General features: G+C 47.4%; 15 protein-coding genes. 10 read left to right on the top strand and 5 right to left on the bottom strand.

The window, feature by feature from the left end:
• Positions 1 to 227: 227 nt before the first annotated feature.
• The 4 genes from dnaE to ACYVGO_RS35600 form a co-directional block, all read right to left on the bottom strand.
• Complete coding sequence (gene dnaE / locus ACYVGO_RS35585) at positions 228 to 3,863, bottom strand: DNA polymerase III subunit alpha (protein ID WP_142774400.1); 3,636 nt, start codon at positions 3,861 to 3,863, stop codon at positions 228 to 230.
• Between the two features lie 239 nt (positions 3,864 to 4,102).
• Entirely contained in the window at positions 4,103 to 5,395 is a 1,293-nt protein-coding gene (locus ACYVGO_RS35590; RefSeq protein ID WP_460973443.1) for an NAD(P)/FAD-dependent oxidoreductase, read from the bottom strand.
• Positions 5,396 to 5,629: 234 nt separating this feature from the next.
• On the bottom strand, positions 5,630 to 6,970 hold the full coding sequence (locus ACYVGO_RS35595) for a TldD/PmbA family protein (protein WP_460973444.1): 1,341 nt from the start codon (positions 6,968 to 6,970) through the stop codon (positions 5,630 to 5,632).
• An 88-nt stretch (positions 6,971 to 7,058) separates the two neighbouring features.
• A complete protein-coding gene (locus ACYVGO_RS35600) occupies positions 7,059 to 8,702 on the bottom strand; it encodes a TldD/PmbA family protein (RefSeq protein WP_460973445.1) in 1,644 nt (547 codons plus the stop codon).
• A 428-nt stretch (positions 8,703 to 9,130) separates the two neighbouring features.
• On the opposite strand from ACYVGO_RS35600, the gene ACYVGO_RS35605 reads away from it, so the two are divergent.
• The 3 genes from ACYVGO_RS35605 to ACYVGO_RS35615 all read left to right on the top strand — a co-directional run bounded on the left by ACYVGO_RS35605 (position 9,131) and on the right by ACYVGO_RS35615 (position 11,203).
• Complete coding sequence (locus ACYVGO_RS35605; RefSeq protein ID WP_142774394.1) at positions 9,131 to 9,622, top strand: hypothetical protein; 492 nt, start codon at positions 9,131 to 9,133, stop codon at positions 9,620 to 9,622.
• A gap of 238 nt (positions 9,623 to 9,860) precedes the next feature.
• Positions 9,861 to 10,727, top strand: a complete 867-nt coding sequence (locus tag ACYVGO_RS35610) for a hypothetical protein (protein ID WP_460973446.1) — start codon at positions 9,861 to 9,863, stop codon at positions 10,725 to 10,727.
• 5 nt (positions 10,728 to 10,732) lie between these two features.
• The gene (locus ACYVGO_RS35615) at positions 10,733 to 11,203 is read left to right on the top strand and encodes a nuclear transport factor 2 family protein (RefSeq protein ID WP_460973447.1); all 471 of its coding nucleotides are present in this window, start codon (positions 10,733 to 10,735) and stop codon (positions 11,201 to 11,203) included.
• Between the two features lie 91 nt (positions 11,204 to 11,294).
• Here ACYVGO_RS35615 and ACYVGO_RS35620 read toward each other — a convergent pair whose 3' ends face one another.
• Entirely contained in the window at positions 11,295 to 11,810 is a 516-nt protein-coding gene (locus tag ACYVGO_RS35620) for an acyl-CoA thioesterase (RefSeq protein ID WP_460973448.1), read from the bottom strand.
• A gap of 276 nt (positions 11,811 to 12,086) precedes the next feature.
• On the opposite strand from ACYVGO_RS35620, the gene ACYVGO_RS35625 reads away from it, so the two are divergent.
• From ACYVGO_RS35625 to ACYVGO_RS35655, 7 genes are all read left to right on the top strand, one after another.
• A complete protein-coding gene (locus ACYVGO_RS35625) occupies positions 12,087 to 13,088 on the top strand; it encodes a fasciclin domain-containing protein (RefSeq protein ID WP_460973449.1) in 1,002 nt (333 codons plus the stop codon).
• A 240-nt stretch (positions 13,089 to 13,328) separates the two neighbouring features.
• Entirely contained in the window at positions 13,329 to 16,385 is a 3,057-nt protein-coding gene (gene polA, locus ACYVGO_RS35630; protein ID WP_460973450.1) for a DNA polymerase I, read from the top strand.
• 1 nt (position 16,386) lies between these two features.
• On the top strand, positions 16,387 to 16,818 hold the full coding sequence (locus ACYVGO_RS35635) for an element excision factor XisH family protein (RefSeq protein WP_460973451.1): 432 nt from the start codon (positions 16,387 to 16,389) through the stop codon (positions 16,816 to 16,818).
• Positions 16,788 to 17,129 carry an element excision factor XisI family protein gene (locus ACYVGO_RS35640; protein ID WP_460973452.1) on the top strand — a complete coding sequence of 114 codons (342 nt, stop codon included), beginning with the start codon at positions 16,788 to 16,790 and terminating at the stop codon, positions 17,127 to 17,129. Before ACYVGO_RS35635 ends, ACYVGO_RS35640 begins: the two co-directional genes overlap by 31 nt.
• Positions 17,130 to 17,490: 361 nt before the next feature.
• The gene (locus tag ACYVGO_RS35645; protein WP_460973453.1) at positions 17,491 to 19,251 is read left to right on the top strand and encodes a serine hydrolase; all 1,761 of its coding nucleotides are present in this window, start codon (positions 17,491 to 17,493) and stop codon (positions 19,249 to 19,251) included.
• A 235-nt stretch (positions 19,252 to 19,486) separates the two neighbouring features.
• Positions 19,487 to 20,662 (top strand): MFS transporter, encoded by a 1,176-nt coding sequence (locus ACYVGO_RS35650; protein ID WP_142774385.1) that lies wholly within the window; start codon positions 19,487 to 19,489, stop codon positions 20,660 to 20,662.
• A 177-nt stretch (positions 20,663 to 20,839) separates the two neighbouring features.
• On the top strand, positions 20,840 to 21,799 hold the full coding sequence (locus tag ACYVGO_RS35655) for an SPFH domain-containing protein (RefSeq protein ID WP_142774384.1): 960 nt from the start codon (positions 20,840 to 20,842) through the stop codon (positions 21,797 to 21,799).
• Positions 21,800 to 21,891: the final 92 nt, after the last annotated feature.

The following is a 21,891-nucleotide window of genomic DNA, read 5'->3' on the forward strand; positions in this document are numbered from 1 at the left end:
CAAAAATGGTATATTCTGCTCAGATTGTGACAAAGGCACAATCACTGCGTAACTTCAGTGATTAATTCAGATAAAACGTCAATTCACTATACACTTAACTATGGCCCACCACGAGTAATCACTTGGGAAAATGTAATTTTTTCGGAGAAGTCAATCCGCTATACCGAATACTATACCGCAGATGGAGTTAATTCTCTAGCAGAAGGAATTAGAATTCCCAAATGACGTTACGCCACCTTACACGTCACGCCGTCCATCGCTTCCAGCGCTTTCAAAAATGAGTTCGCGGGCGATACTTTTAACGTTCGGGCCTGCAAACTTATCTCAATACGCTCGATGGGATCGACGACGTTGAACGAAAGCGCACAGGTGCCTGGATGTGCAGTTGCCAGCTCGTTTAGTTTGGCAATAAGTTGGGCATTTACTATATCGATGGTTAAGGATACGCGTAATTCTTTGCAGAATTTTTCGCGCATATCGTTCAGTAGTCGAATACTTACTGGTTTGAACTCCAGTTGCTCAGAGCCCCATTTGTTCTGGGTTTTTCCGGTAATATGTAGGAAACGACCCACCTCAATATATTGCACCAGCCGGACATAGTCATCCCCAAAAAGGGCCATTTCCAGTGAGCTATTGTAATCTTCGATTTTGAAGATGCAGAACGGATTTCCACTCTTTGTTACCCGCATTTGAACGGCAGATACGATGCCTCCAACCTTAATTTCGGGTTGTTTTGTCTCGAAGATATTGGCCAGTGTGCAGTTACAAAATCCGTCCATTTCGAGTTTGAATTCATCGAGCGGGTGGCCGGTAATGTAAAAACCAACCACATCTTTCTCGAATTTCAGTTTTTCGATCTGGTTCCACTCTGTCACGGTTGGCGCTTTGGGGCGGGCAATCATGGGTTCCCCATTCATCATGCCCCCAAACAATGACTGTTGGGCAGCTGCTTTCTCGGCGTGGTAGTTGTTGGCGTAGCGGATAATCTTATCCAGAAACGGCGATGTATCGCCCTCGGCCATCTCAAAATACTGCGCCCGATGGTATTCGTCGATGCTGTCGAACGCACCAGCATAGGCCAGCGATTCCCAGGTTTTCTTGTTCACCGTTCGTAGGTTGACCCGAATGGCAAAATCAAATATATCTTTGAAAGGGCCGCCTGCTTTGCGTTCTTCAATGATAGCTTCCACGGCCGCATCGCCCGCACCTTTGATACCACCCAGACCAAAGCGGATTTCACCTTTTTGGTTAACGCCGAAAAAGCGTTCCGATTCGTTTACATCCGGGCCTAATACCGGAATATTTATATTCTTACATTCTTCCATGAAGAACGTAATCTTATCAATTGTACCGAGGCAGCTGGTTAAAACGGCCGCCATATACTCAGAGCGATAATGGGCCTTGAGGTAAGCTGTTTGGTAAGCTACGAACGCATAGCAGGTGGAGTGCGATTTGTTAAACGCGTAGGAAGCAAACGCTTCCCAGTCGGTCCAGACTTTCTCGCAGACTTTCAGGGGCAAATTATTAGAGGCACAACCATCCATAAATTTGCCCTTCATTTTATCCAGCGTGGCTTTGTCCTTCTTTCCCATTGCCTTCCGCAATACGTCGGCGTCGCCTTTGGTGAAGTTACCCAGCTTTTGCGACAGCAGCATCAACTGCTCCTGGTACACCGTAATGCCGTAGGTATCAGCCAAGTACTCTTCCATTTCTGGCATGTCGTACTTAACCTCTTCGCGGCCGTGTTTCCGGTTGATGTAATTCGGGATGTAGGCAATTGGACCCGGACGATAGAGGGCGTTCATGGCAATGAGGTCACCAAAGCGGTCAGGCTTCAGGTCTTTCATGTGCTTTTTCATGCCGTCCGATTCAAACTGGAACACGGCATTGGTTTCGCCCCGCTGGAAGAGTTTATAGGTTTCCTCGTCGTCTAGTGGAATATCATCAATGTCAGTTTCCTTGCCATCAATTAAAAAGCCGCCGTGGTTCTGCCGGATGAGCCGCAAACATTCCTTGATGATGGTCAGGTTGCGCAACCCCAAAAAGTCCATTTTTATTACACCCGCATCCTCAATGACTTTCCCTTCATATTGGGTGATAATCAGGTTCGTATCTTTTGAGGTCGATACCGGAACAATGTCCGACAAATCGCTGGGAGCAATGATAATTCCAGCTGCGTGCAAACCTGTATTACGAACCGTACCTTCCAGTTTACGCGCTTGTTTAAGAACAGCCGATACCTTTTCATAATCGACAATTCGCATGGCCTGCGCGGCACTCCGATCACCCGATTCAAGCGCCCGCATTCGCTTCACATTATCCAGTTCTTCGGGCTGGATAACGCTCGCTAACCCCCCTGGTCCGTCGAGTGGATCTTCGAAGATACGCTTGAGCGTCATGTTGTACGTCGGCTTGTCGGGCACGAGTTTCACAACGGCGTTGGCATCCTGAAGGGGTAAATCCATCACCCGCGCTACATCTTTGATCGACGATTTGGAGGCCATCGTACCGTAGGTCACAATCTGCGCTACCTGCGATTTTCCGTACTTCTGCACCACATAATCGATCACCTTCTGGCGGCCTTCATCATCGAAGTCCGTATCGATATCGGGCATCGACTTCCGGTCGGGGTTAAGGAACCGCTCGAACAGAAGGTCGTACTTAATGGGATCAATATTGGTGATGCCCGTACAATAGGCCACTGCACTACCCGCTGCCGATCCACGGCCGGGGCCGATCATCACACCCAGATCGCGCCCAGCTTTAATGAAGTCGGCTACGATCAGGAAGTACCCGGCAAAACCCATCGTTTTGATGGTAAACAATTCAAAATCAAGGCGCTCCTGAATGTGCGGCAGAATATCTACGTAGCGTTCTTTAGCCCCTGTATACGTGAGGTGACGCAGGTATTCCCACTGATTCAGAACGTCATCGGTATGTTGCTGGAATTCCTGCGGAATGGGGAAGTTCGGCAGCATGATATCGCGCTTCAGCTTTAGCGTCTCGACCTTGCCCACAATCTCGTTGGTATTGTCGATGGCTTCGGGCAGGTCGTGGAAGAGCGTCGTCATCTCCTGCGTGTTCTTGAAATAGAACTGGTCGCTGAAGAAGGCAAAGCGGGTGTTTTTAGGCATCACATCGTCGTCGCTGAAGTCCTTCATCGACGGCGTACTTTGCTTTTCGTTGGTGTTCACGCACAGCAGGATATCATGCGCTACCCAGTCGTCCTGATCGACATAGTGCGAATCGTTGGACGCAATGATCTTGACGTTATACTTCCGGGCAAACTTGATTAAAACCTCATTGGCTTTGATCTGATCGGGAATTTCGTGGCGCTGTAGCTCAACATAATAATCTTCGCCGAAGCGATCGAGCCACCACTTGAATTCAATTTCACCCGCTTCTTCGCCTTTTTTGAGAATGGTTTTTGGAACCGATGCGCCAATGCAGCAGGTAGAGGCTATCAGGCCCTCTTTATATTTATCAATGAGTTCTTTAGTAACACGGGGATACTTGCCGTATAATCCCTCCATGTACCCCAATGAACACAGTTTCGCCAGGTTTTTATAGCCCTGTGCATTCTTGGCTAATAAAAGCTGGTGATACCGAATGTCCTTTTGCTCCTTGGTGAATTGTTTCTTGGTATGATCTTCCACTACATAGAACTCGCAACCAACAATGGGTTTGATGCCTTGCTTGCTAGCTTCGGCCACGAATTCAAACACGCCGAACATATTGCCGTGGTCTGTAATGGCAACGGCGGGCATATTATCGGCTTTAGCCTTCTTAATCAGCTTCTTAATATCGGCCTGGCCATCGAGCAGCGAGTATTGAGTGTGGCAGTGGAGGTGTGAGAATTGCATTGTCTGAGCCAGGATTTACCTGATTTTTTTGATTTTCAGGATTTTGTTCCTTTGTAAAAATAGAACAAACCAGCGGGCTATAGGCAACGAAGGGCCGTGATTTTTGAAAAGATTTCGGTAAGAGACTGATGATGAAAGCGAATACGTTAGCTATCCTGGGATAGCAGGTTCGGCTGAAATAACAGAAAACAAGTCAATCTTAACTGAATTTGGAAAGTTTAAACAGGTACTGTATTAAATTAACCCAATAACCGGGTTAGTGCAAACTGTTTGATCTTATCCTGCTCACCCGCTATTGTATTGGCTGCTATCTCGCCAAAGGAGGCTCCCTGTTTGTATCCATGACCCGAATCGCCCCCCATGACCCAAAGGTTATCGGCTTCGGGATGGGTGTCAAGAATAAAATCAGAATCGGGCGTTATCGTAACCTGACAAACACGCTGTTCGATCAGTGGCTGACCCACCATTTTAGGGAACCGACGTTTAATGACGCCTAACGCCAACTCAAATTCTTCTGGTTTTACAAAGCGATTATACGTATCAAATCGGTCCGTTACGTTGTTGTCTGGTGGCGTTAATCCTAGTTTGAACCCTCGATAATCGCTCCCCGGTACGCCGAACGAGCGGAACGGGCCCGCCATGTCCCGATCCATCCAGGTAGGCAGTTTATTCTCCATAAAATCGGATTGACCCGCTGGACTGGCAAAGAAGAAAACCAGGGCTCGGGTCACAGTGAGCTTCTTTGTGAGTTCCGGGAAAAGGCGTGTCACCCACGGGCCACAGGCGAACAGGAACTGATCGGCTTCCAGTACAGTGCCATTGGCAAGGGTAAGAGAGGTTGCTTTACCACCTTTAATGGCTTCCTGTTTCACCTGCTGTTGCAGAAACGTGCCACCTTCTTTTACAAACAAATCGCGAACGGCCTGACAGCCTTTGCGCGCATCCAGGTACCCGGCCGTTGGATCGTACATGACATGATCCAGTCCGTCCAGCCCAATTTGAGGCCACCGCTTAACGGCCTCGTCCAGACTTACTTTCTCGAGGGGTAGTCCCGCCTTTTTGTAGATGGAGACAGCCGCTTCGGATTCGGCCTTACTGGACGGATAGTTAAAAAGTAGTAATCCATTCTGATGAAGTAGTTTTTGACCCATCCGTGCCTCATTCTCCTTCCAGATAGCTAGCGCGCGAATTGCCATGTCCGTATAAATAGGATCGGCATAATAGGCCCGAATCAGTCGTGTTTCTCCACCCGAACTTGATTGATTGTTGCCAGGGCCAAATTGATCAACAAGGGTTACTTTATAGCCCTTACGCAACAGATGCAAAGCCGTCCAGCCGCCAAACGCACCCGCACCGACAACGACGATCCTGCCGTTTTTAGCGGACTCTTTGACGAAGTTGGGAACACTAGCCTGTGCGGGGATTGTAGTGGCTCCTAATGCACTGGCTACCGCACCCTGAACGCTGAGTTTTAAGAGTTGGCGTCGGTTCATGTGGTTTGCTTCTCGTTCGTCTTGAGAGCTGGTTGACATGTTGCTGTGTTAATTATAAGGACGATATTTTCGGTAATTTATCTAAGCTCTTTAGCGCCGTAAGGTGCGGTCTGTTAATAGAGAATCGAGTACATGGACACTTCAAGAGCGCCGTAGGTGCGACCTGTTTAATTTGGATTAGGCCGCACCTACGGCGCTTGAAACGAGCGGAATGTTTGTTACTATTGACAGGTCACCCCTAACGGGGTTGAATGATGCGTTACCAAACTATGCTTACACCGCATCCGACAAACTCGTGAATGTAAATTCCCGGATTTTCATGGCTGGAATGAGGTAGTTACTAAACGAGCCCTCACTGCTGACCACCCGCTCTACTTTACCCAGGGTTTCCAGATTATTGAGCATGATCACCGGGCTTTCGTTGAATCGGAAATTCTTGACGGGATGTTTTATTTTGCCGTTTTCGATGTAAAACGTTCCATCCCGGGTTAAGCCGGTCACCAACAGTGATTGCGGATCGACGGAGCGGATGTACCAGAATTTGGTAACCAGAATGCCGCGTTGCGTGCTTTTGATCAGGTCATCCAGCGAAGCAGTTCCGCCTACCATCATGACGTTGGTTGGGGCTGGTACGGCTTTAACGCCTTTTTTCTGTGCCCAATAACGGGAATAGGCTAGGTTTTTGACGACGCCCTTTTCAATCCAGTTGAGCTTTTCCTGCGCCCGTCCATCGGCCGACCAGGGGGATGCCGGAAGTTCCGGATTAGTTGGATCGGAGTAGATCGTTACCCGCTCGTCCATAATTTGCTCGCCGAGTTTCGTTTTACCGCCGGGTTTGCTCAAAAACGAGCGTCCTTCATCGGCACTGCGCGCATCCAGACTGCGGAACAGATGCTCAAGTAATACGGCAGCCGCCAGCGGTTCTAAAATAACGGTGTATTTTCCGGGTTCAATGGCTCGTGCGCCTACCGTCCCCAAGGCTTTTTGAAGCGCAATCTGGGTAGAGGCCGCGGTATTTAGCTTGGGGAAATCGCTTACGCCCTGCGCAGAATAACCCGAACCCGTTCCATTGTCGGTACGGATGGTAGCGCTGAAATTGACCCGCGTACTCGGATAATACGCAAAGAGTCCTTTGCTATTCATCATAGCCGAATAACCAATGCGGTCTTCCAGGTAACCGGCTACGGTTTGTTTTTGTGATTTGGCAACCTGAATACTCTGAGCCACCGCTTTAGCCCGATCAACTGCCGATATAGTAGCGGTTGAGTCGAAAAAGCCCGTGGCGGGGAGGTACTGTTGCGGACCAACCAGACCCATATATTCTGGGTTTTCCGGGGCTAGTTGGGCCACTTCTTCCGACCGCCGGACTGCTTTTTCCAGTGACGCATCGTCGAATTCGTCGATTGTAGCAACGCCCACTTTTTTGCCAAAAGCCGATTGAATCGAAAGTGTTTTATACGATTTCGATCCGCAGGTAGTGACTTTGTTGAGGGCATACCGGATGTTACTCCACTCTTCCCCCTGCAAATTCACTTCGCATTCGTCGGCTTTGGAAAACTTCAGCACCTTCTGTAATAGTGTTTTGGCGTCTGCTTCGGTTAGAATAATTGCCATGTGTTTGGTTGATTGATGAAGTAGGTGTAGTGGTTGAGTGATTGAAGTGAGGGCTGATTCCACTCACTCAACCACTACACCTACTTCACTATATTTTCCGACCTGTATTGATCACATTGACGCCGTTGAAACGAGCCGTTGCGCTGCCGTGCGAGACGGAGTTGATTTGAATCGGTTGCCCTTTCCCGTCGAAAAAGGAGCCGCCTAATCGGTAGTCGCGCTCGTCGCAGACTTTTACGCAGGAGTTCCAGAATTCCTGTGTATTGGATTGGTAGGCTACGTCTTTCAGCATACCCACGATTTGACCGTCCTTAATTTCGTAGGCCAACTGTCCGCTGAACTGGAAGTTATACCGCTGCTGATCAATGGAGTAGGAGCTATCGCCAATAATGTAAATGCCTTTCTTGACATCCTTGATCAGCTCATCGACCGAGAGCGGTTCTTTACCCGCTGCCAGCGATACATTGGCCATGCGCTGGAATTGAACCGAGCCCCAACTATCGGCGTAGCAACACCCCTGCGATTCTGTCTCACCCAGCATATGCACCTGATCGCGAATGGCCTGGTAATTGACCAGAATGCCATCTTTGACCAAATCCCAGCGCTTGGTTTGAACGCCCTCATCATCGTACCCAACAGCACCTAACGAACCTGTTTGGGTTTTGTCGGCAAAAAGGGTGATCTGGTTGCTGCCATAATTGAATCCTTTGGTTTTCCACTTATCGATAGTCGCAAAGGAGGTTCCGGCAAAGTTGGCTTCGTAGCCCAGCACCCGATCCAGTTCCAGCGGGTGTCCAACCGATTCGTGGATGGTCAGCCAGGTGTGCGATGGGTCGAGTACCAGATCGTATTTGCCCGCTTCGACTGATTTGGCCGCGAGTTTTTGCTTTGCCTGTTTGGCAGCCGCTACCACATCTTCGAGCATATCGTAGCCCTTGTTATAGCGGGTAGTGATGCCCGTAATTTTATCCGCTGGGTTAACCTGTAGGTATTCGTAACCCATGCCCATGGGCGCACTCAGGGCATCCCGGGTCTCAAATTTACCCGTTTTTGGGTCAATGGCTGTAACGGTGAAGCTGGGCCATAAACGGTGAATATCCTGATCGATGTAGGAGCCATCGGTGGATGCGAAGTATTTCTGTTCGTTGACCAGAAACAACTGGGAGTTCACGAAGTTGGCTCCATTTTTCGTGGCGGCTCCATTGACGGCCATCAGCAAGTCCACTTTTTCTTTAATGGGTATTTCGAAAGCGTTTTTCTGAATAGGCGTTTTCCAGCTTATCTCGCCAAAGCCTTTTTGTGGCGCCAGTTGAACGGGCTCGTCAGACAATAGCAAGGCGTTTGCTTTGGCCATTGCCACCGCCTTTTCGGCTGCTTTGGCTAACTCGGCTTCGGTTTTGGCATCACCAACGGCAGCAAATCCCCAGCACCCATCGGCAATCACACGAATCCCTACACCGTACGATTCAGTATTGGTGATGTTCTGCACCTTGTCTTCTCGGGTAATAACGAACTGATTCAGGTAGCGGCCAATACGTACATCGGCATAGGAAGCTCCTTTGGATTTAGCGGCATTCAGCGCAGCATCGGCCAGTCGTTTCTTTATAGCCACGTCCAGACCAGGCATCAGCAAGGCTTCTTCGGAGACCGGGCGTCCGAAAACGGGGAGTTGCGATAGCATCAGTGTACCGGTACCTAAGCCCGCTACCTGCATAAAATCTCGTCGATTCAAAAGCTTTTCCTGTATTTAGAACATGTATCGATTAACCCGATTCATTTTTCAGAACCAATCTGTTATAGCGAGCAGAACCAAGCCATAACGAAGCAGGAAGATATGCAATTCTTTAGTTAAGCCAAATATAGTTCTGCTATAACTAGTAAGTTTGTAGTTTAAATTCTATTAATTCTTTTTATGGTAAAATAAAAGTTGGCAGTTACTTCACCGGCTCAAGAAATACGCCCGAGACTCTGCCATTTCCCGTTCTTCCACATCTCGGTATCGAATAACTTATCCCGTACCTGAGTTCGTAAGATTGAGATACCAGCGTCGATAAGCCGTAAACCTACGTAAATTTGCACTTTTCGCCCGGGTTTATACTTCACAAACCCGGCACGACGTTTGATAGACAACATATGGACATAACCCATTTACACCAAACCATGGCAACTTCTTACGCCGTTCGGTCTTTCCGGAATGCGCTTTTTACGTTATTGGCAATTGGCCTGCTTACGGCATCTTGTAAAAAATCTGGCGGGGCAGATGCTGTTGACCCTCGCGATCAGTACGTTGGCACCTATACGGGCGGTTTTCAAACCTCATTTACGGTAGGTGGCGTTGAAAGTGCACCAGAGTCAGGAACGGCAACTATTGTCATTTCCAAAGGGTCGAATCCTAGAGAATTTTATATCGACGCAACCATGCCCCGGCCACAAGCGTTAAAAGTAACGGCTCAATTGGACGAATCAGGCAAGACATTCACTGTAATTGATCGTAATCAGGATCAGATGTCGGTGTTGAATAAGACGTTTACCGGTGATTTCACAGCGACGGGCGTTTTTGAAAATAACCAGATTGCTATCTCAACAACCACCGAAACGGTACAGGGAGGGCGCATTAGCCGGTACGAATCCATTAGTGGAACCAAGAAATGAGTTTTGTAACGCCGGTTTCCGATAACGTCCGGTTTTTATGAAAACAGTTGTTTTAACCGGCCAATAGGCCGGTTTTTTTATGTCCTCATCGGCACGGGCGTCTGATAATCTTTGGACTGTATGTTGATGTATTTACCGTTTAGTAAACAAAATTGGCTGACGGTGCTTTATATAATTAGATCCATATAATTAGATCCGATCCCGGATAAATGACGTAACCTGCTAAACGTTGTGAATTATGAGCCGTTTAACACTAATACTAATTGCCTGCGTTGGTTTATACAATTGCAATACACCGGATGTAGACCCTTTTTTTGACGCTGCTTCCGTACGACAAGCTGTACCAATTGAGCGTGTAAGCCGAATGATAGTGAAATACACATCGACCCTGGAAAGTAAGAATTATGTGGGCAAGGATACCGTAAATGGGCAGATTTACAGTTTTATTGGGACCGATGATTACTCGTTTCAGTACGATGCGCAGAATCGACTAATTAAACAGGTCCTGGTTCAGACCAGTGCTTCTGATAATGGGTTGCATTCGCGCAAAGATCAATACAGTTATAGCTATGCCAATGGCCGAATGACCGAGACACAAGCCACTGATGGCGGAACAAGAACGTATTTATTTACGCTCGATAGCGCCCAGGTCCGGGTGCTTGCCTATACGAAACGAAGCTATACTGATACGGGTACGCCTGTACCGGCTACGCTCGATACGTTAAGACAGTATTCGCCGGAGGGTATTCTGAAACAAGTAATCAGGGGAGCTAATCGGCAGATGACCACGATTGATAAGAAAAACATAACCAAAATTGATGAGTATAGTAACAGGACAGGTAAGTTAGACAACAGTACGTCTTTTGATTACGATATGGATCACAATGCACCCCCGGCTTATTTTACATTTCTTGGTGAAACAAGCCGGAATGCCGTTGTGAAGCGAACGACCCAATACGGTACTCAGGATCAGGCAAACGCTTATATTTCTACCTATCAGAATACGTATGATCCCCAGGATCGCCTAATCAAACAAGTTGAGTATTCGCAATACCCTGGTCAGGATAAACCAATCGTAGCAACTATAACCACCTATTCCTACTAAATCTGATGAGATTCCTTTTGACCTTTGGTCTATTCTTGTCCCTTCAATTTGTTAGGGCGCAAGCACCTGTGTCCCCTTCGGCTTCGGCTTCAGTTGCAGCTACATCGGCTGATGAAAAAACAGTTATTGAAACCGAAAAAAAACGATTTCTGGCGCAGATAAATGCCGATCTTCCCGTACTGGATCAGGTGCTCGCCAATGACTTGATCTATGCACATTCGAATGGTAATACCGACACGAAACAGTCGTATATCCAGTCTATCCGGGATGGAAAAACAAAGTACACTTCCATCGATACTGAAGAACAGAAAGTGCGGATATATGGAACTACCGCTACCATCAATGGCATGTGTATGTTGAAAGCGATTAGCAATGGTGAAACACTGAATAACCACTTGCGTTATCTATCGGTCTATGTCAAAAATGCCGGTCAATGGCAGATGGTGGCCTGGCAGTCACTCAAATTGACGAAGTAGGGAGGAAGGGGAGGAGAGGGAAAAAACAATCCATCCTTACCTTTTCCCTTTCCTCCCCCTCGTCCCTCTCCGCCTTCCTCCCTCTCGTCCTCTATACTTTCAAAAATTCCCGCAACTCTTTAGCATCCTGGGGGTTCATGCGTCCGGCCAGTACCAGGCGCAACTGCCGCCGGCGGAGGGCGCTGGCGTAACGGTCTTTTTCTTCGTCGGTTTCAGGAATGACCGCTGGCACTTCAATGGGCCGCCCACTCTGGTCAACGGCCACGAAGGTGTAAAATGCACTGTTGGTGCTGACCCGAATGCCAGCTGGAATATCTTCCGCCCACACTTCAATAAAGACTTCCATCGACGAACTGAACGCCCGGGTCACCTGTGCTTTCATGGTTACGATGTTGCCCAGCCGGATGGGTTCGGAAAAGGACACATTATCGACTGAGGCCGTTACCACAATACGATTCGAGTGTTTCTGGGCGGCAATGGCAGCCGCTATATCCATGAAGTGCAGCAGTCGCCCTCCCATCAAATTATTCAGTGTGTTCGTATCGTTGGGTAGTACCATTTCGGTCATCACCGTCATGGACTCGCGGGCGTATTTGGGTTGAGGCATTTGTTAGATATATTCTACAAACCAACCACCGAAAACCGAAACCGACAAATGGGGGAAGAAGATTTATATGGAATTACCCATTAAGTCACCGAACCTTCGTACTTCATTCAAGCGACTTGGCACAGCGGTCTTTAGCTGATACGAAAAGTAGCCATAAAATGGTACACTAGCCGTAGAAATTGCCCAATTATTGCTTATGTCGGGTGAACAAATCAACTAAATGTCTGTTGTGCAACAGGAAGTATCGTACAACTTTCTTCACTAATCCCGATCATTATGTCCATCCATCACTACGCGTCTACTGGACGTAGTTGGAGTCTGCTACTCGCGTTATTAACGGCTCTGACCATTTCATTTTCTTCCTGTAAAGAACAGGAGGATACCACACCAAAGCTGTCAACAATTACGGAGCTTATCAACACCGGAAGTAAGTTTACGCTCCTCAAGGCAGCACTGGTGCGGACTGGATTAGATGGTACGCTCAGCCAGCCGGGTACGTACACCGTATTTGCGCCCACAGACGATGCCTTTAAACTGTTTGGGTATGGTGATGTCGCTACGGTTAATGCGGCCCCTGTCGAAACATTGAAAGCCGTTTTACAATACCATGTGCTCGGAACCCGTCTGGAATCGTCAGCTATACCTGTTGCGGTCAATACAGCTCAACAGACATTAATTCCTACGGCTGTTCTCTATACTTCTAAAGTTTCATCGGGAACCTCCACTACATCTTCCTCTACGAAGTTGTCAATCAATGGGGCCCATGTATTGCAGGCTGATGGACAGGCCAGTAATGGCGTTATTTATGCCATTGACCGGATCTTGATACCGCCTGTGTTAGGCAATGTGGTTACCACGCTTCAGAATAGTTCGCTTCTGTTTCCTACTGTCTCGTTTAAACTGCTACAGGCGGCCGTAACAAAAGCGGGTGTTGGCGCAATACTAACGGGACCAGGCCCAATAACAGTTTTTGCTCCGACAGATGCGGCATTTAAGGCTGTTGGGTATGACTCTGCTATGATTGCCAAAGCCCCCGTGGGCATATTGGCCAATATTTTAAGTTATCATGTCCTGGATAGCCGTACGTATACACCGCTGATTACCAACGGATCGAGCTTAACCACTCTACAGGGCGGAACCCTAACCGCTGGCATCAGCACCACGGCCCTAACCGTTACCGGGAAAGGTAATGCCAATACTGCCTCGAACATTATTGGGGCCGATATTTCGGCAACCAATGGCGTGGTTCATATTATTGACCGACTATTGATACCGTAAGCTTATCGTAAACGCAAAGGGCGCAAAGGCAGCGCAAGGGTCGCAAAGGAATAATCTTACCTTTAACTGCGACCGTTGCGCTGCCTTTGCGTTTACCTATTTCAGAGGAATCAAACGGCTCATAATCCTGTTGTATTGATAGGTAATTTCTCCTATACTTCTTCGCAATTTGTCGGGCCAAAACTGCGTGATTGTCCGTAAGACTTTCGACCTTTGAGCCTTGATCTGTGATCGTTTCGAATGGCTAAACCACAAAAAAAACTGTTTCTGTTAGATGCGCTGGCCCTTATTTACCGCGCTCATTTTGCCTTTAGCAAAGCACCCCGTATCTCGTCGCGAGGGGTTAATACGTCGGCCGTTTTTGGCTTCATGAATGCCATGATCGAGGTACTGACGAAGGAAAAACCTACCCACATCGGCGTTGCGTTCGACTCGGCTAAGAAGACCTTCCGGCACGAGCAATTTCCGATGTATAAGGCCAACCGGCAATCGCAACCCGAAGATATCAGCGTGGCCATGCCCTACATCAAACAGATTGTAGAAGCCATGCACATTCCCATGCTGATTCTGGACGGCTACGAGGCCGATGACATTATTGGGACAATTGCCAAGAAAGCGGCCCTGGCTGATTTTGAGGTGTATATGATGACACCCGATAAAGATTACGGTCAGTTGGTGGAAGAGCATATTCATATTTATAAGCCCGCCTTTATGGGCAAACCCGCCGAAAAGCTGGGCGTGAATGAAGTGCTGGATCGCTGGCAAATTGAACGGATCGATCAGGTAACGGATATGCTGGGCCTTATGGGCGATTCGGTCGATAACATACCGGGTATTCCGGGCATTGGTGAAAAAACGGCCCAAAAGCTCATCACGGATTTTGGTTCGGTCGAAAACCTGATTGCCCGAGCCGATGAACTCAAAGGAAAGCTCAAGGAAAATGTGGTCAATTTTGCGCAACAAGGCTTGCTCTCGAAACAACTGGCAACCATTCATCTGGACGTGCCCGTACCCTTCGACGAAGAACACCTTCGGCATACCGAATACGACAAACCCCGATTGGCCGCGCTGTTGGATGAGCTGGAATTTCGGCAGATGAAAACCCGATTACTCGGTGATTTTGACGAAAAGCCCTTGCCCGCTGCGTTTAAAGCACCGGCTACGGCCCAAATGAACCTGTTCGATTCTCCCGGGGGCAACTCGCCAGCCTTCATGCCCTTCCCGAATATGGGAGCGGTTAATCCATCGGGAGCCGATGATTTACCGTTTGATTTTGGTTCAGAAAAAACACCAGCAACTCCAGCAAAGACAGCGTCAAAATCGAAGAAAACGCCAGTCAGTGTCCCGATTGCATCGGCTTCTGAAGCGACTCCCGGACAGGTAACGGATACAATCACGACAGATGACTCCACAGGGGCAGAAGCCCCCGCTTACCTGGATGTTTACCCTGATTATGAAATAGACCCAGTCCAGCCCGAACGCCGGAAAACGATCTTATCGGTTAAGCACGACTACCGATTGGTCGATACGCCCGAATTACGGGCCAGTCTGGTGCATTACCTGGGACTTCAGGAAAGCATTTGCTTTGATTCCGAAACCACGGCTATTGACCCTGTAGAAGCCGATCTGGTTGGCTTGTCATTCGCGTATCGAAAAGGTGAAGCGTTTTACGTTCCAGTACCGTCTGAGCGGGAGGAGGCACAGGCCATTGTGGATCAGTTTAAACCCGTTTTTGAAAACGCCAGTATCGGCAAGATTGGGCAGAATCTGAAATACGACCTGCTCATGCTGAAAAAGTATGGGGTAGAAGTACAGGGTAAGCTCTTCGATACCATGATTGCCCATTACCTGATTGAGCCGGAAATGCGCCATAATATGGACATGATGGCCATGACCTACCTAAACTACAGTCCGGTTGAGATTGAAGCATTGATTGGGAAGAAAGGAAAAGGCCAGTTGACCATGCGCGATGTGGATATTCAGAAAGTTGTCGACTACGCGGCTGAAGATGCCGATATAACACTTCAACTCAAGGAAACCTTTGCCCCAAGACTCGAAAAGGACAGTTTGTACAAACTGTTCGATCAGGTAGAAATGCCACTCGTACAGGTATTGACCGACCTCGAACTGGAAGGCATCAAGATCGATACCAACGCATTGGCAGAATTGTCGGCTACACTTGAAGTGGATATGCGACAGGTGCAACAGGAGATTTTTGACATTGCGGGCGAGCCCTTCAATATTGGATCACCAAAGCAACTGGGCGAGGTGTTATTCGATAAACTGAAGCTTGACAAGAACGCTAAAAAGACTAAAACAGGCCAGTACGCTACAGGCGAGGAGATTCTGTCGAAGATGGAAGCCGAGCACGAGATTGCCCGGAAGATTCTGGACTACCGAGAGTTAATTAAACTCAAAAACACCTACGTGGATGTGCTGCCTTTGCTGATTAGCAAACGCACCGGCCGGATTCATACATCGTTTAACCAGGCGGTTGCTGCTACCGGGCGTTTGTCGTCGGTCAATCCTAACCTGCAAAATATCCCGATTCGAACCCCGCGTGGGCAGGAAATTCGAAAAGCGTTTGTACCCCGTGGGCCCGAATTTCTGATCATGTCGGCCGACTATTCGCAAATTGAGTTGCGTATTATGGCGGCCTTTAGTGGTGATCAAACGATGCTGGAGGCCTTTAATAATGGGGTCGATATTCACACCCAAACCGCCAGCAAAGTCTTTCACGTTGGTCTGGATGAAGTAACAAGCGACATGCGCCGGAAGGCCAAAACCATCAATTTCGGGATTATCTATGGTATTTCGTCGTTTGGGTTATCACAACGGTTAAAGATTCCGCGCAAAGAAGCGGCTCAGATTATCGAGGAGTATTTTGCGGGTTTTCCAGCGGTAAAAGACTACATCGACCAATGCATTGAGAAAGCGCGCGGCTTTGGTTATGCTGAAACCATTCTGGGTCGTCGCCGGTACCTGCGCGACATCAATTCGCGGAACCAGACCGACCGGATGTTTGCTGAACGTAACGCCGTGAATGCCCCCATCCAGGGCAGTGCCGCCGACATGCTCAAGATTGCCATGATTCGGATTCACGAGTTCATGCAGCAGGAGAAATTGAAGTCGAAAATGATCCTGACTGTCCACGATGAACTGGTCTTCGACGCCCACCGTGACGAAATTGACCTCCTCCGTGTACGTGTCGACGAGATCATGCGGAACGCCATTCCCATGGGCGTCAAAATGGAAACTGGCATCGGCACGGGAGAGAATTGGTTGCTGGCGCACTGATATGGCAAGAGATATTTTTCATCCTATTGTGCGCGAGGCCCTTGAAAAAGACGGTTGGACAATCACTCATGATCCATACTCAGTTAAACTTATGGGTAGAGACTATGCGATTGATTTAGCTGCCGAACAGATAGTCGCTGCTGAACGGGGCACTGACAAAATAGCAATTGAGGTTAAAAGTTTTATTTCCCCTTCTATAGCTTACGAATTCCACACAGTTCTGGGGCAGTATTTGAATTACCATACGTTTATGGAGATCAAAGAACCCGAACGAGTGCTTTATCTTGCAGTGGCTAAAAATGTTTATAATGAGTTTTTTATGGAAGAGGGTACTCAATTAATTCTGAGTAAATTCAATATCAATACCATCGTCATTGATTCAGAACTAAAAACTATAGAAGCATGGATGCTAAGATCGAAACCTATACGCTAATTATTGTAGACTGGCTTACCGAATTTGTTGAGAGCCGTAACAATGGCTCAGATACTGATTATGAGCTAGTAATTGACCCTGTTCATCGTCATTTCCAAGTTATGCGTACGGAATGGTATCAAGGTAGTTTCAAGTTTAGAGTCGTATTCCATTTTCAAATTAAACCGACGGGCAAAGTTTGGCTATTGGTCAATAATACTGATATTTTGGTAACGGATGACCTGATAGAACGCGGTATCCCAACATCAGATATTGTCATCGGTTTTCTACCAGAGGCCATGCGCCCTTACTCAGGGTTTGCTGTAGCTTAGAAACGCCATTCCCATGGGCGTTAAGATGGAACCGGTATCGGTACGGGAGAGAACTGGCTGCTGGCGCACTTAAGAATTTAAGCAGTTGAAAAAATTAAGGTAACTCTGTATGACCCGATGGGGTCAAATGTTTATAGTATATAGGCCCTTTCTATAAACATTTGACCCCATCGGGTCATGCAAGTAGTAACTAATCTATTATGATTTTGTGTGATTTGCTTTTCCGTCTTACCTAAGTGGTAAGACGTTTTTATTTGTAATCAACCATCTATCCCCACCCTCAACCGACTACTAACTTTTTTCGATGGCGAAAGTCAGAAATGGGTAATCTTGGCAAAGTATTCCATTTCCATCGTCTCCCATGAACAATACACCTATACGTAATCGATTCTATCTGGCCATTATAGCCGTTCTGCTGGCCGTTTCTGCGACGTTCGCTCAGGACAAAGCCGCTAAAATTGACGCACTCGTTCAGCAATATGTGGCCAATCGGCAGTTCAACGGAACTGTGCTGGTGGCTGAGCATGGCAAGGTGATTTTTAAGAAAGGCTACGGCATGGCCAATATGGAGTGGAACATTCCTAATACACCTGATACCAAATTCAGGCTGGGCTCCATTACCAAGCAGTTTACGGCCATGCTTATAATGCAACTGGTTGAAAAAGGGAAGCTGAAACTGAACGGAAAAATCACAGATTATTTGCCCGATTACCCCAAAGCAACCGGCGATAAAATCACCGTTCATCACCTGCTCACGCACACATCGGGTATTCCAAATTATACCAATGTACCACGATTTTTCGAGACACTGGCTCGTAACCCTTATACACCAACAGTATTTACGAAAGAATTTTCCAACCTGCCTCTGGATTTTGAACCAGGAACGAAGTTTAATTATAGCAATTCCGGCTACTTTCTGTTAGGCGTTATTGTAGAAAAGGTGACTGGGAAATCCTATGCTGACCTCCTAAAAGAAACGATTCTTATACCCGCACAGCTAAACGATACAGGTTACGATTTATTCAGCCCGATACTACCCAAACGGGCTGCAGGCTACGAAAAAGAAAGAGGGACGTACGTTAATGCGCCCTATCTAGATATGTCAATTCCGTATGCGGCTGGGTCAATGTATTCAACAGTAGAGGATTTATATCGCTGGGATCAGGTATTGTACACCGATAAGCTTTTGTCGGCATCGTTGAAAGCGTCAATGTTTACGCCATTCCTGGGAAGTTATGAAGAGGGGTTTGGCTATGCCTACGGATGGATAGTTGGTAAAACCAAGGTTGGCGAACGGAAAGACAGCTTGTTATTGATTGAACATGGGGGAGGCATAAATGGCTTCAATACCCTCATTAGTCGACTGCCTCAGGATAAACAGCTAGTGGTGTTATTGAATAACACAGGTGGTGCCCCACTTAGTGGCATCCGTAAAAATATCCTTAATATTCTTTACAATCAACCCGTTGAAGCGCCTAAAAAGCCGATTACAGATTTGCTTCGGCAGTCAATCCTGTCAGAACCTTTGGCCAAAACACAGGGAAAATTTAGCGCGTGGAAGACCGATAAAACCTATGGCATCAATGAGAACGACTTAAATAATCTGGGGTATGAACTCATGGGTAGTGGAAAATTACCTGAGTCAATAGCTGTATTTACGTTCAACGTTGACGCGTTCCCAAAATCGTACAATGTCTATGATAGCCGGGGCGAAGCATACATGAAAGCGGGTGATAAAGCGGCTGCTATTCAGGATTACAAAAAATCAGTCGAACTCAACCCGCGTAATACCAACGGGTTCGACAAACTGAAGGAATTAGGCGAAAAAGTAGAAGCACCCAAAGAAACGGCCGTTACTGTCGATGCACAAACGTTAGAGTCGTATGTAGGTAACTATGAGCTGGCTCCTTCCTTCTCGATTGTAATCACACGAGATGGTGATAAACTCTTCGGACAAGCCACCGGGCAACCTAAATTTGAGCTTTTTGCCGAGTCGAAAACGAAATTTTACCTCAAAGTTGTTGAGGCTCAGGTAACGTTTGACACGAACGATAAAGGCGAAGTAACGCAACTAATTCTCCATCAGAATGGACGCGATATTCCGGGCAAACGAGTTAAATAGTACTTACCGCAAAGGTCGCAAGAGGTAGGCACAAAGCAACTACTCACTGCGACCTTTGCGGTTAAAATTATCCTTAATTGCATCGACTAACTAATAAATTAGAACATTCTCAGAATGGGGAACAATTTTGCACTTTTTTTATTTTTCCGTTAAAATAGGCCTCGTTTCGTGAGGTTTATTGTGAGTTTTCCAAGTTGGATGCACTCGCGGGCTGTCAGGAAATAAAAAGCTGCAAATGAAAAAAGCATTGTTGCCTCTCGCTATTGGGGGCTTTGGTATTGGCATGACGGAGTTCGTCATGATGGGCATTCTGCCTGATATTGCAAACTCATTAACCATCTCGATTCCGGCTGCTGGTCACCTTATTTCGGCCTATGCGCTGGGTGTTGTACTGGGTGCTCCACTGCTGGTGGGCATTGCCGGAAATTATCCTCCCAAGAAAATTCTGTTGGGCCTGATGGCCTTGTTTACTTTTTGTAATGTACTCTCGTCGTTTGCTCCGAATTATGAAATCATGTTGCTAACCCGCTTGCTATCGGGCCTGCCGCATGGTGCATTTTTTGGGGTAGGAGCCGTAGTAGCCAGTCGATTAGCGGGTAAGGGAAAAGAAGCGCAGGCTATTTCTATGATGTTTGCCGGGCTGACCGTTGCCAACATCATTGGGGTTCCGTTAGGTACCTATATTGGGCATACCATGAGCTGGCGCATCACGTTTGTGATCATTGCCGCCGTGGGCCTGATCACGATGGCTTGTATTCAGAAACTGCTACCGGTTATGCCGGTAGTGGGTGAATCTAATCTGCGTAAAGACCTGAAGCTGTTTACGCACATAGAGCCCTGGCTCATTTTAGGCATTACGGCCATTGGTACCGGCGGGTTATTTGCCTGGTTCAGTTATATCGCTCCATTACTCACGGAAGTCGCACACTTTAGCAGCAATCAACTTACCTGGATTCTGGTACTGGCCGGTTTAGGCATGGCCGTTGGTAATTTGATTTCGGGGCGCACTGCGGATCTTATCTCGCCGATAAAGGCTACCGCTCTATTTTTATTGTTGATGTCTATTAGTCTGGTCATAGTCTATTATGTCTCGCCCTTTCAGATACCACTGCTGGGCATGACATTTATTACGGGCGCTATTGCTTTCTCCCTGGGCGCGCCAATCCAGATTTTGATGATTCGGGCTGCCAATGGTTCCGAAATGCTGGCGTCATCAGTAAGTCAGGCTGGTTTTAACATCGGTAATGCGCTGGGGGCTTACCTGGGCGGATTACCCATTGCGGCTGGCTTAGGCTATTCATCCCCAGAATTAGTTGGTGCAATGCTGGCATTTACTGGTTTTATCATGGCCATGATGATGTATTATCGGCAGAAAGAGGTTGTCAATTATGAGTTATCAACCGGACATTAAACTGGTATAAGCGTACTAGAGGATTCTCGGTCTTCTGTAAAATCGAAAGAATCCACAGAATCTAGCACTACACACTTGTAAGGACAATACCGATTAAACAAAATTCTCGTTAGCCTTCCAGCGGATTCCGTACCTTATACGCGGAATCCGTTTTTTGTTTTTTAACCTTTTCTATACATGAGCTTTCTAGGCATATTTTTCGTACTGGCAATCATTATCATCTACCTTTCGGTGGTCATTGTGCAGCAGGGCACCGTGGCCGTTATCACCGTTTTTGGTAAATACTCCCGAGTTATGACGCCGGGACTGAACTTTAAAATTCCCTTTATTGAGTTCATTTACCGACGTATTTCTATTCAGAATCGATCCGTGGAGCTGGCGTTTCAGGCCATCACTGCCGATCAGGCCAATGTGAATTTCAAGGCCATGCTGGTTTATTCGGTCCTTAATCAGGCTGAAGAGACGATTAAAAACGTAGCCTTCAAGTTCATTGACGAAGCCTCATTTATGCAGGCGCTCATTCGGACCATTGAAGGCTCGATCCGGAGTTTTGTGGCTACCAAACGCCAGTCAGAAATTCTGGCACTGCGTTCCGAAATCATCGAACACGTAAAATCTCAACTTGATGTCCTGCTCGAAAGTTGGGGGTATCACCTCACCGACCTCCAGTTAAACGATATCGCCTTCGACGAAGTCATTATGCGGTCAATGGCGCAGGTTGTGGCTTCCTCAAACCTGAAAGCAGCTGCCGAAAACGAAGGACAGGCCTTACTGATTACCAAGACCAAAGCGGCTCAGGCCGAAGGGAATGCTATCCAGATTTCTGCCGAAGCAGAAAAAACGGCTTCGCAATTACGCGGTCAGGGTGTGGCTTTGTTCCGGGAAGAAGTCGCTAAGGGTATGGCCGAGTCAGCCAAAGTAATGAATGAAGCGAACCTGGATGCTTCGTTGATTTTGTTCTCGATCTGGACCGAAGCCATCAAGCATTTTGCCGAAAACGGGAAGGGTAATGTCATTTTCTTAGACGGTTCCACCGAGGGTATGCAAAAAACAATGAACCAGCTATTAGCCGTTGAAAACATGAAGCGAGGTGGTGATTCCGGTATAATACCGACATCTACACCCGGAAAACGCTGAACATAGTTAGCCGTTTACGGTTTTCAGTACATGGTTTATAGGTATGCATCTGCTACCGTAGCGATAGCCCGGCATAAACCATGTACTGAAAA

The organism is Spirosoma migulaei (assembly GCF_054776855.1).

Coding starts and splice junctions, on each gene's coding strand:
- ACYVGO_RS35640 (WP_460973452.1), top strand. CDS start 16,788: ATGGATGCTAAGATCGAAACCTATACGCTAATTATTGTAGACTGGCTT.
- ACYVGO_RS35625 (WP_460973449.1), top strand. CDS start 12,087: ATGTCCATCCATCACTACGCGTCTACTGGACGTAGTTGGAGTCTGCTA.
- ACYVGO_RS35590 (WP_460973443.1), bottom strand. CDS start 5,395: ATGTCAACCAGCTCTCAAGACGAACGAGAAGCAAACCACATGAACCGA.
- dnaE (WP_142774400.1), bottom strand. CDS start 3,863: ATGCAATTCTCACACCTCCACTGCCACACTCAATACTCGCTGCTCGAT.
- ACYVGO_RS35620 (WP_460973448.1), bottom strand. CDS start 11,810: ATGCCTCAACCCAAATACGCCCGCGAGTCCATGACGGTGATGACCGAA.
- polA (WP_460973450.1), top strand. CDS start 13,329: ATGGCTAAACCACAAAAAAAACTGTTTCTGTTAGATGCGCTGGCCCTT.
- ACYVGO_RS35595 (WP_460973444.1), bottom strand. CDS start 6,970: ATGGCAATTATTCTAACCGAAGCAGACGCCAAAACACTATTACAGAAG.
- ACYVGO_RS35605 (WP_142774394.1), top strand. CDS start 9,131: ATGGCAACTTCTTACGCCGTTCGGTCTTTCCGGAATGCGCTTTTTACG.
- ACYVGO_RS35655 (WP_142774384.1), top strand. CDS start 20,840: ATGAGCTTTCTAGGCATATTTTTCGTACTGGCAATCATTATCATCTAC.
- ACYVGO_RS35650 (WP_142774385.1), top strand. CDS start 19,487: ATGAAAAAAGCATTGTTGCCTCTCGCTATTGGGGGCTTTGGTATTGGC.
- ACYVGO_RS35615 (WP_460973447.1), top strand. CDS start 10,733: ATGAGATTCCTTTTGACCTTTGGTCTATTCTTGTCCCTTCAATTTGTT.
- ACYVGO_RS35645 (WP_460973453.1), top strand. CDS start 17,491: ATGAACAATACACCTATACGTAATCGATTCTATCTGGCCATTATAGCC.
- ACYVGO_RS35610 (WP_460973446.1), top strand. CDS start 9,861: ATGAGCCGTTTAACACTAATACTAATTGCCTGCGTTGGTTTATACAAT.
- ACYVGO_RS35635 (WP_460973451.1), top strand. CDS start 16,387: ATGGCAAGAGATATTTTTCATCCTATTGTGCGCGAGGCCCTTGAAAAA.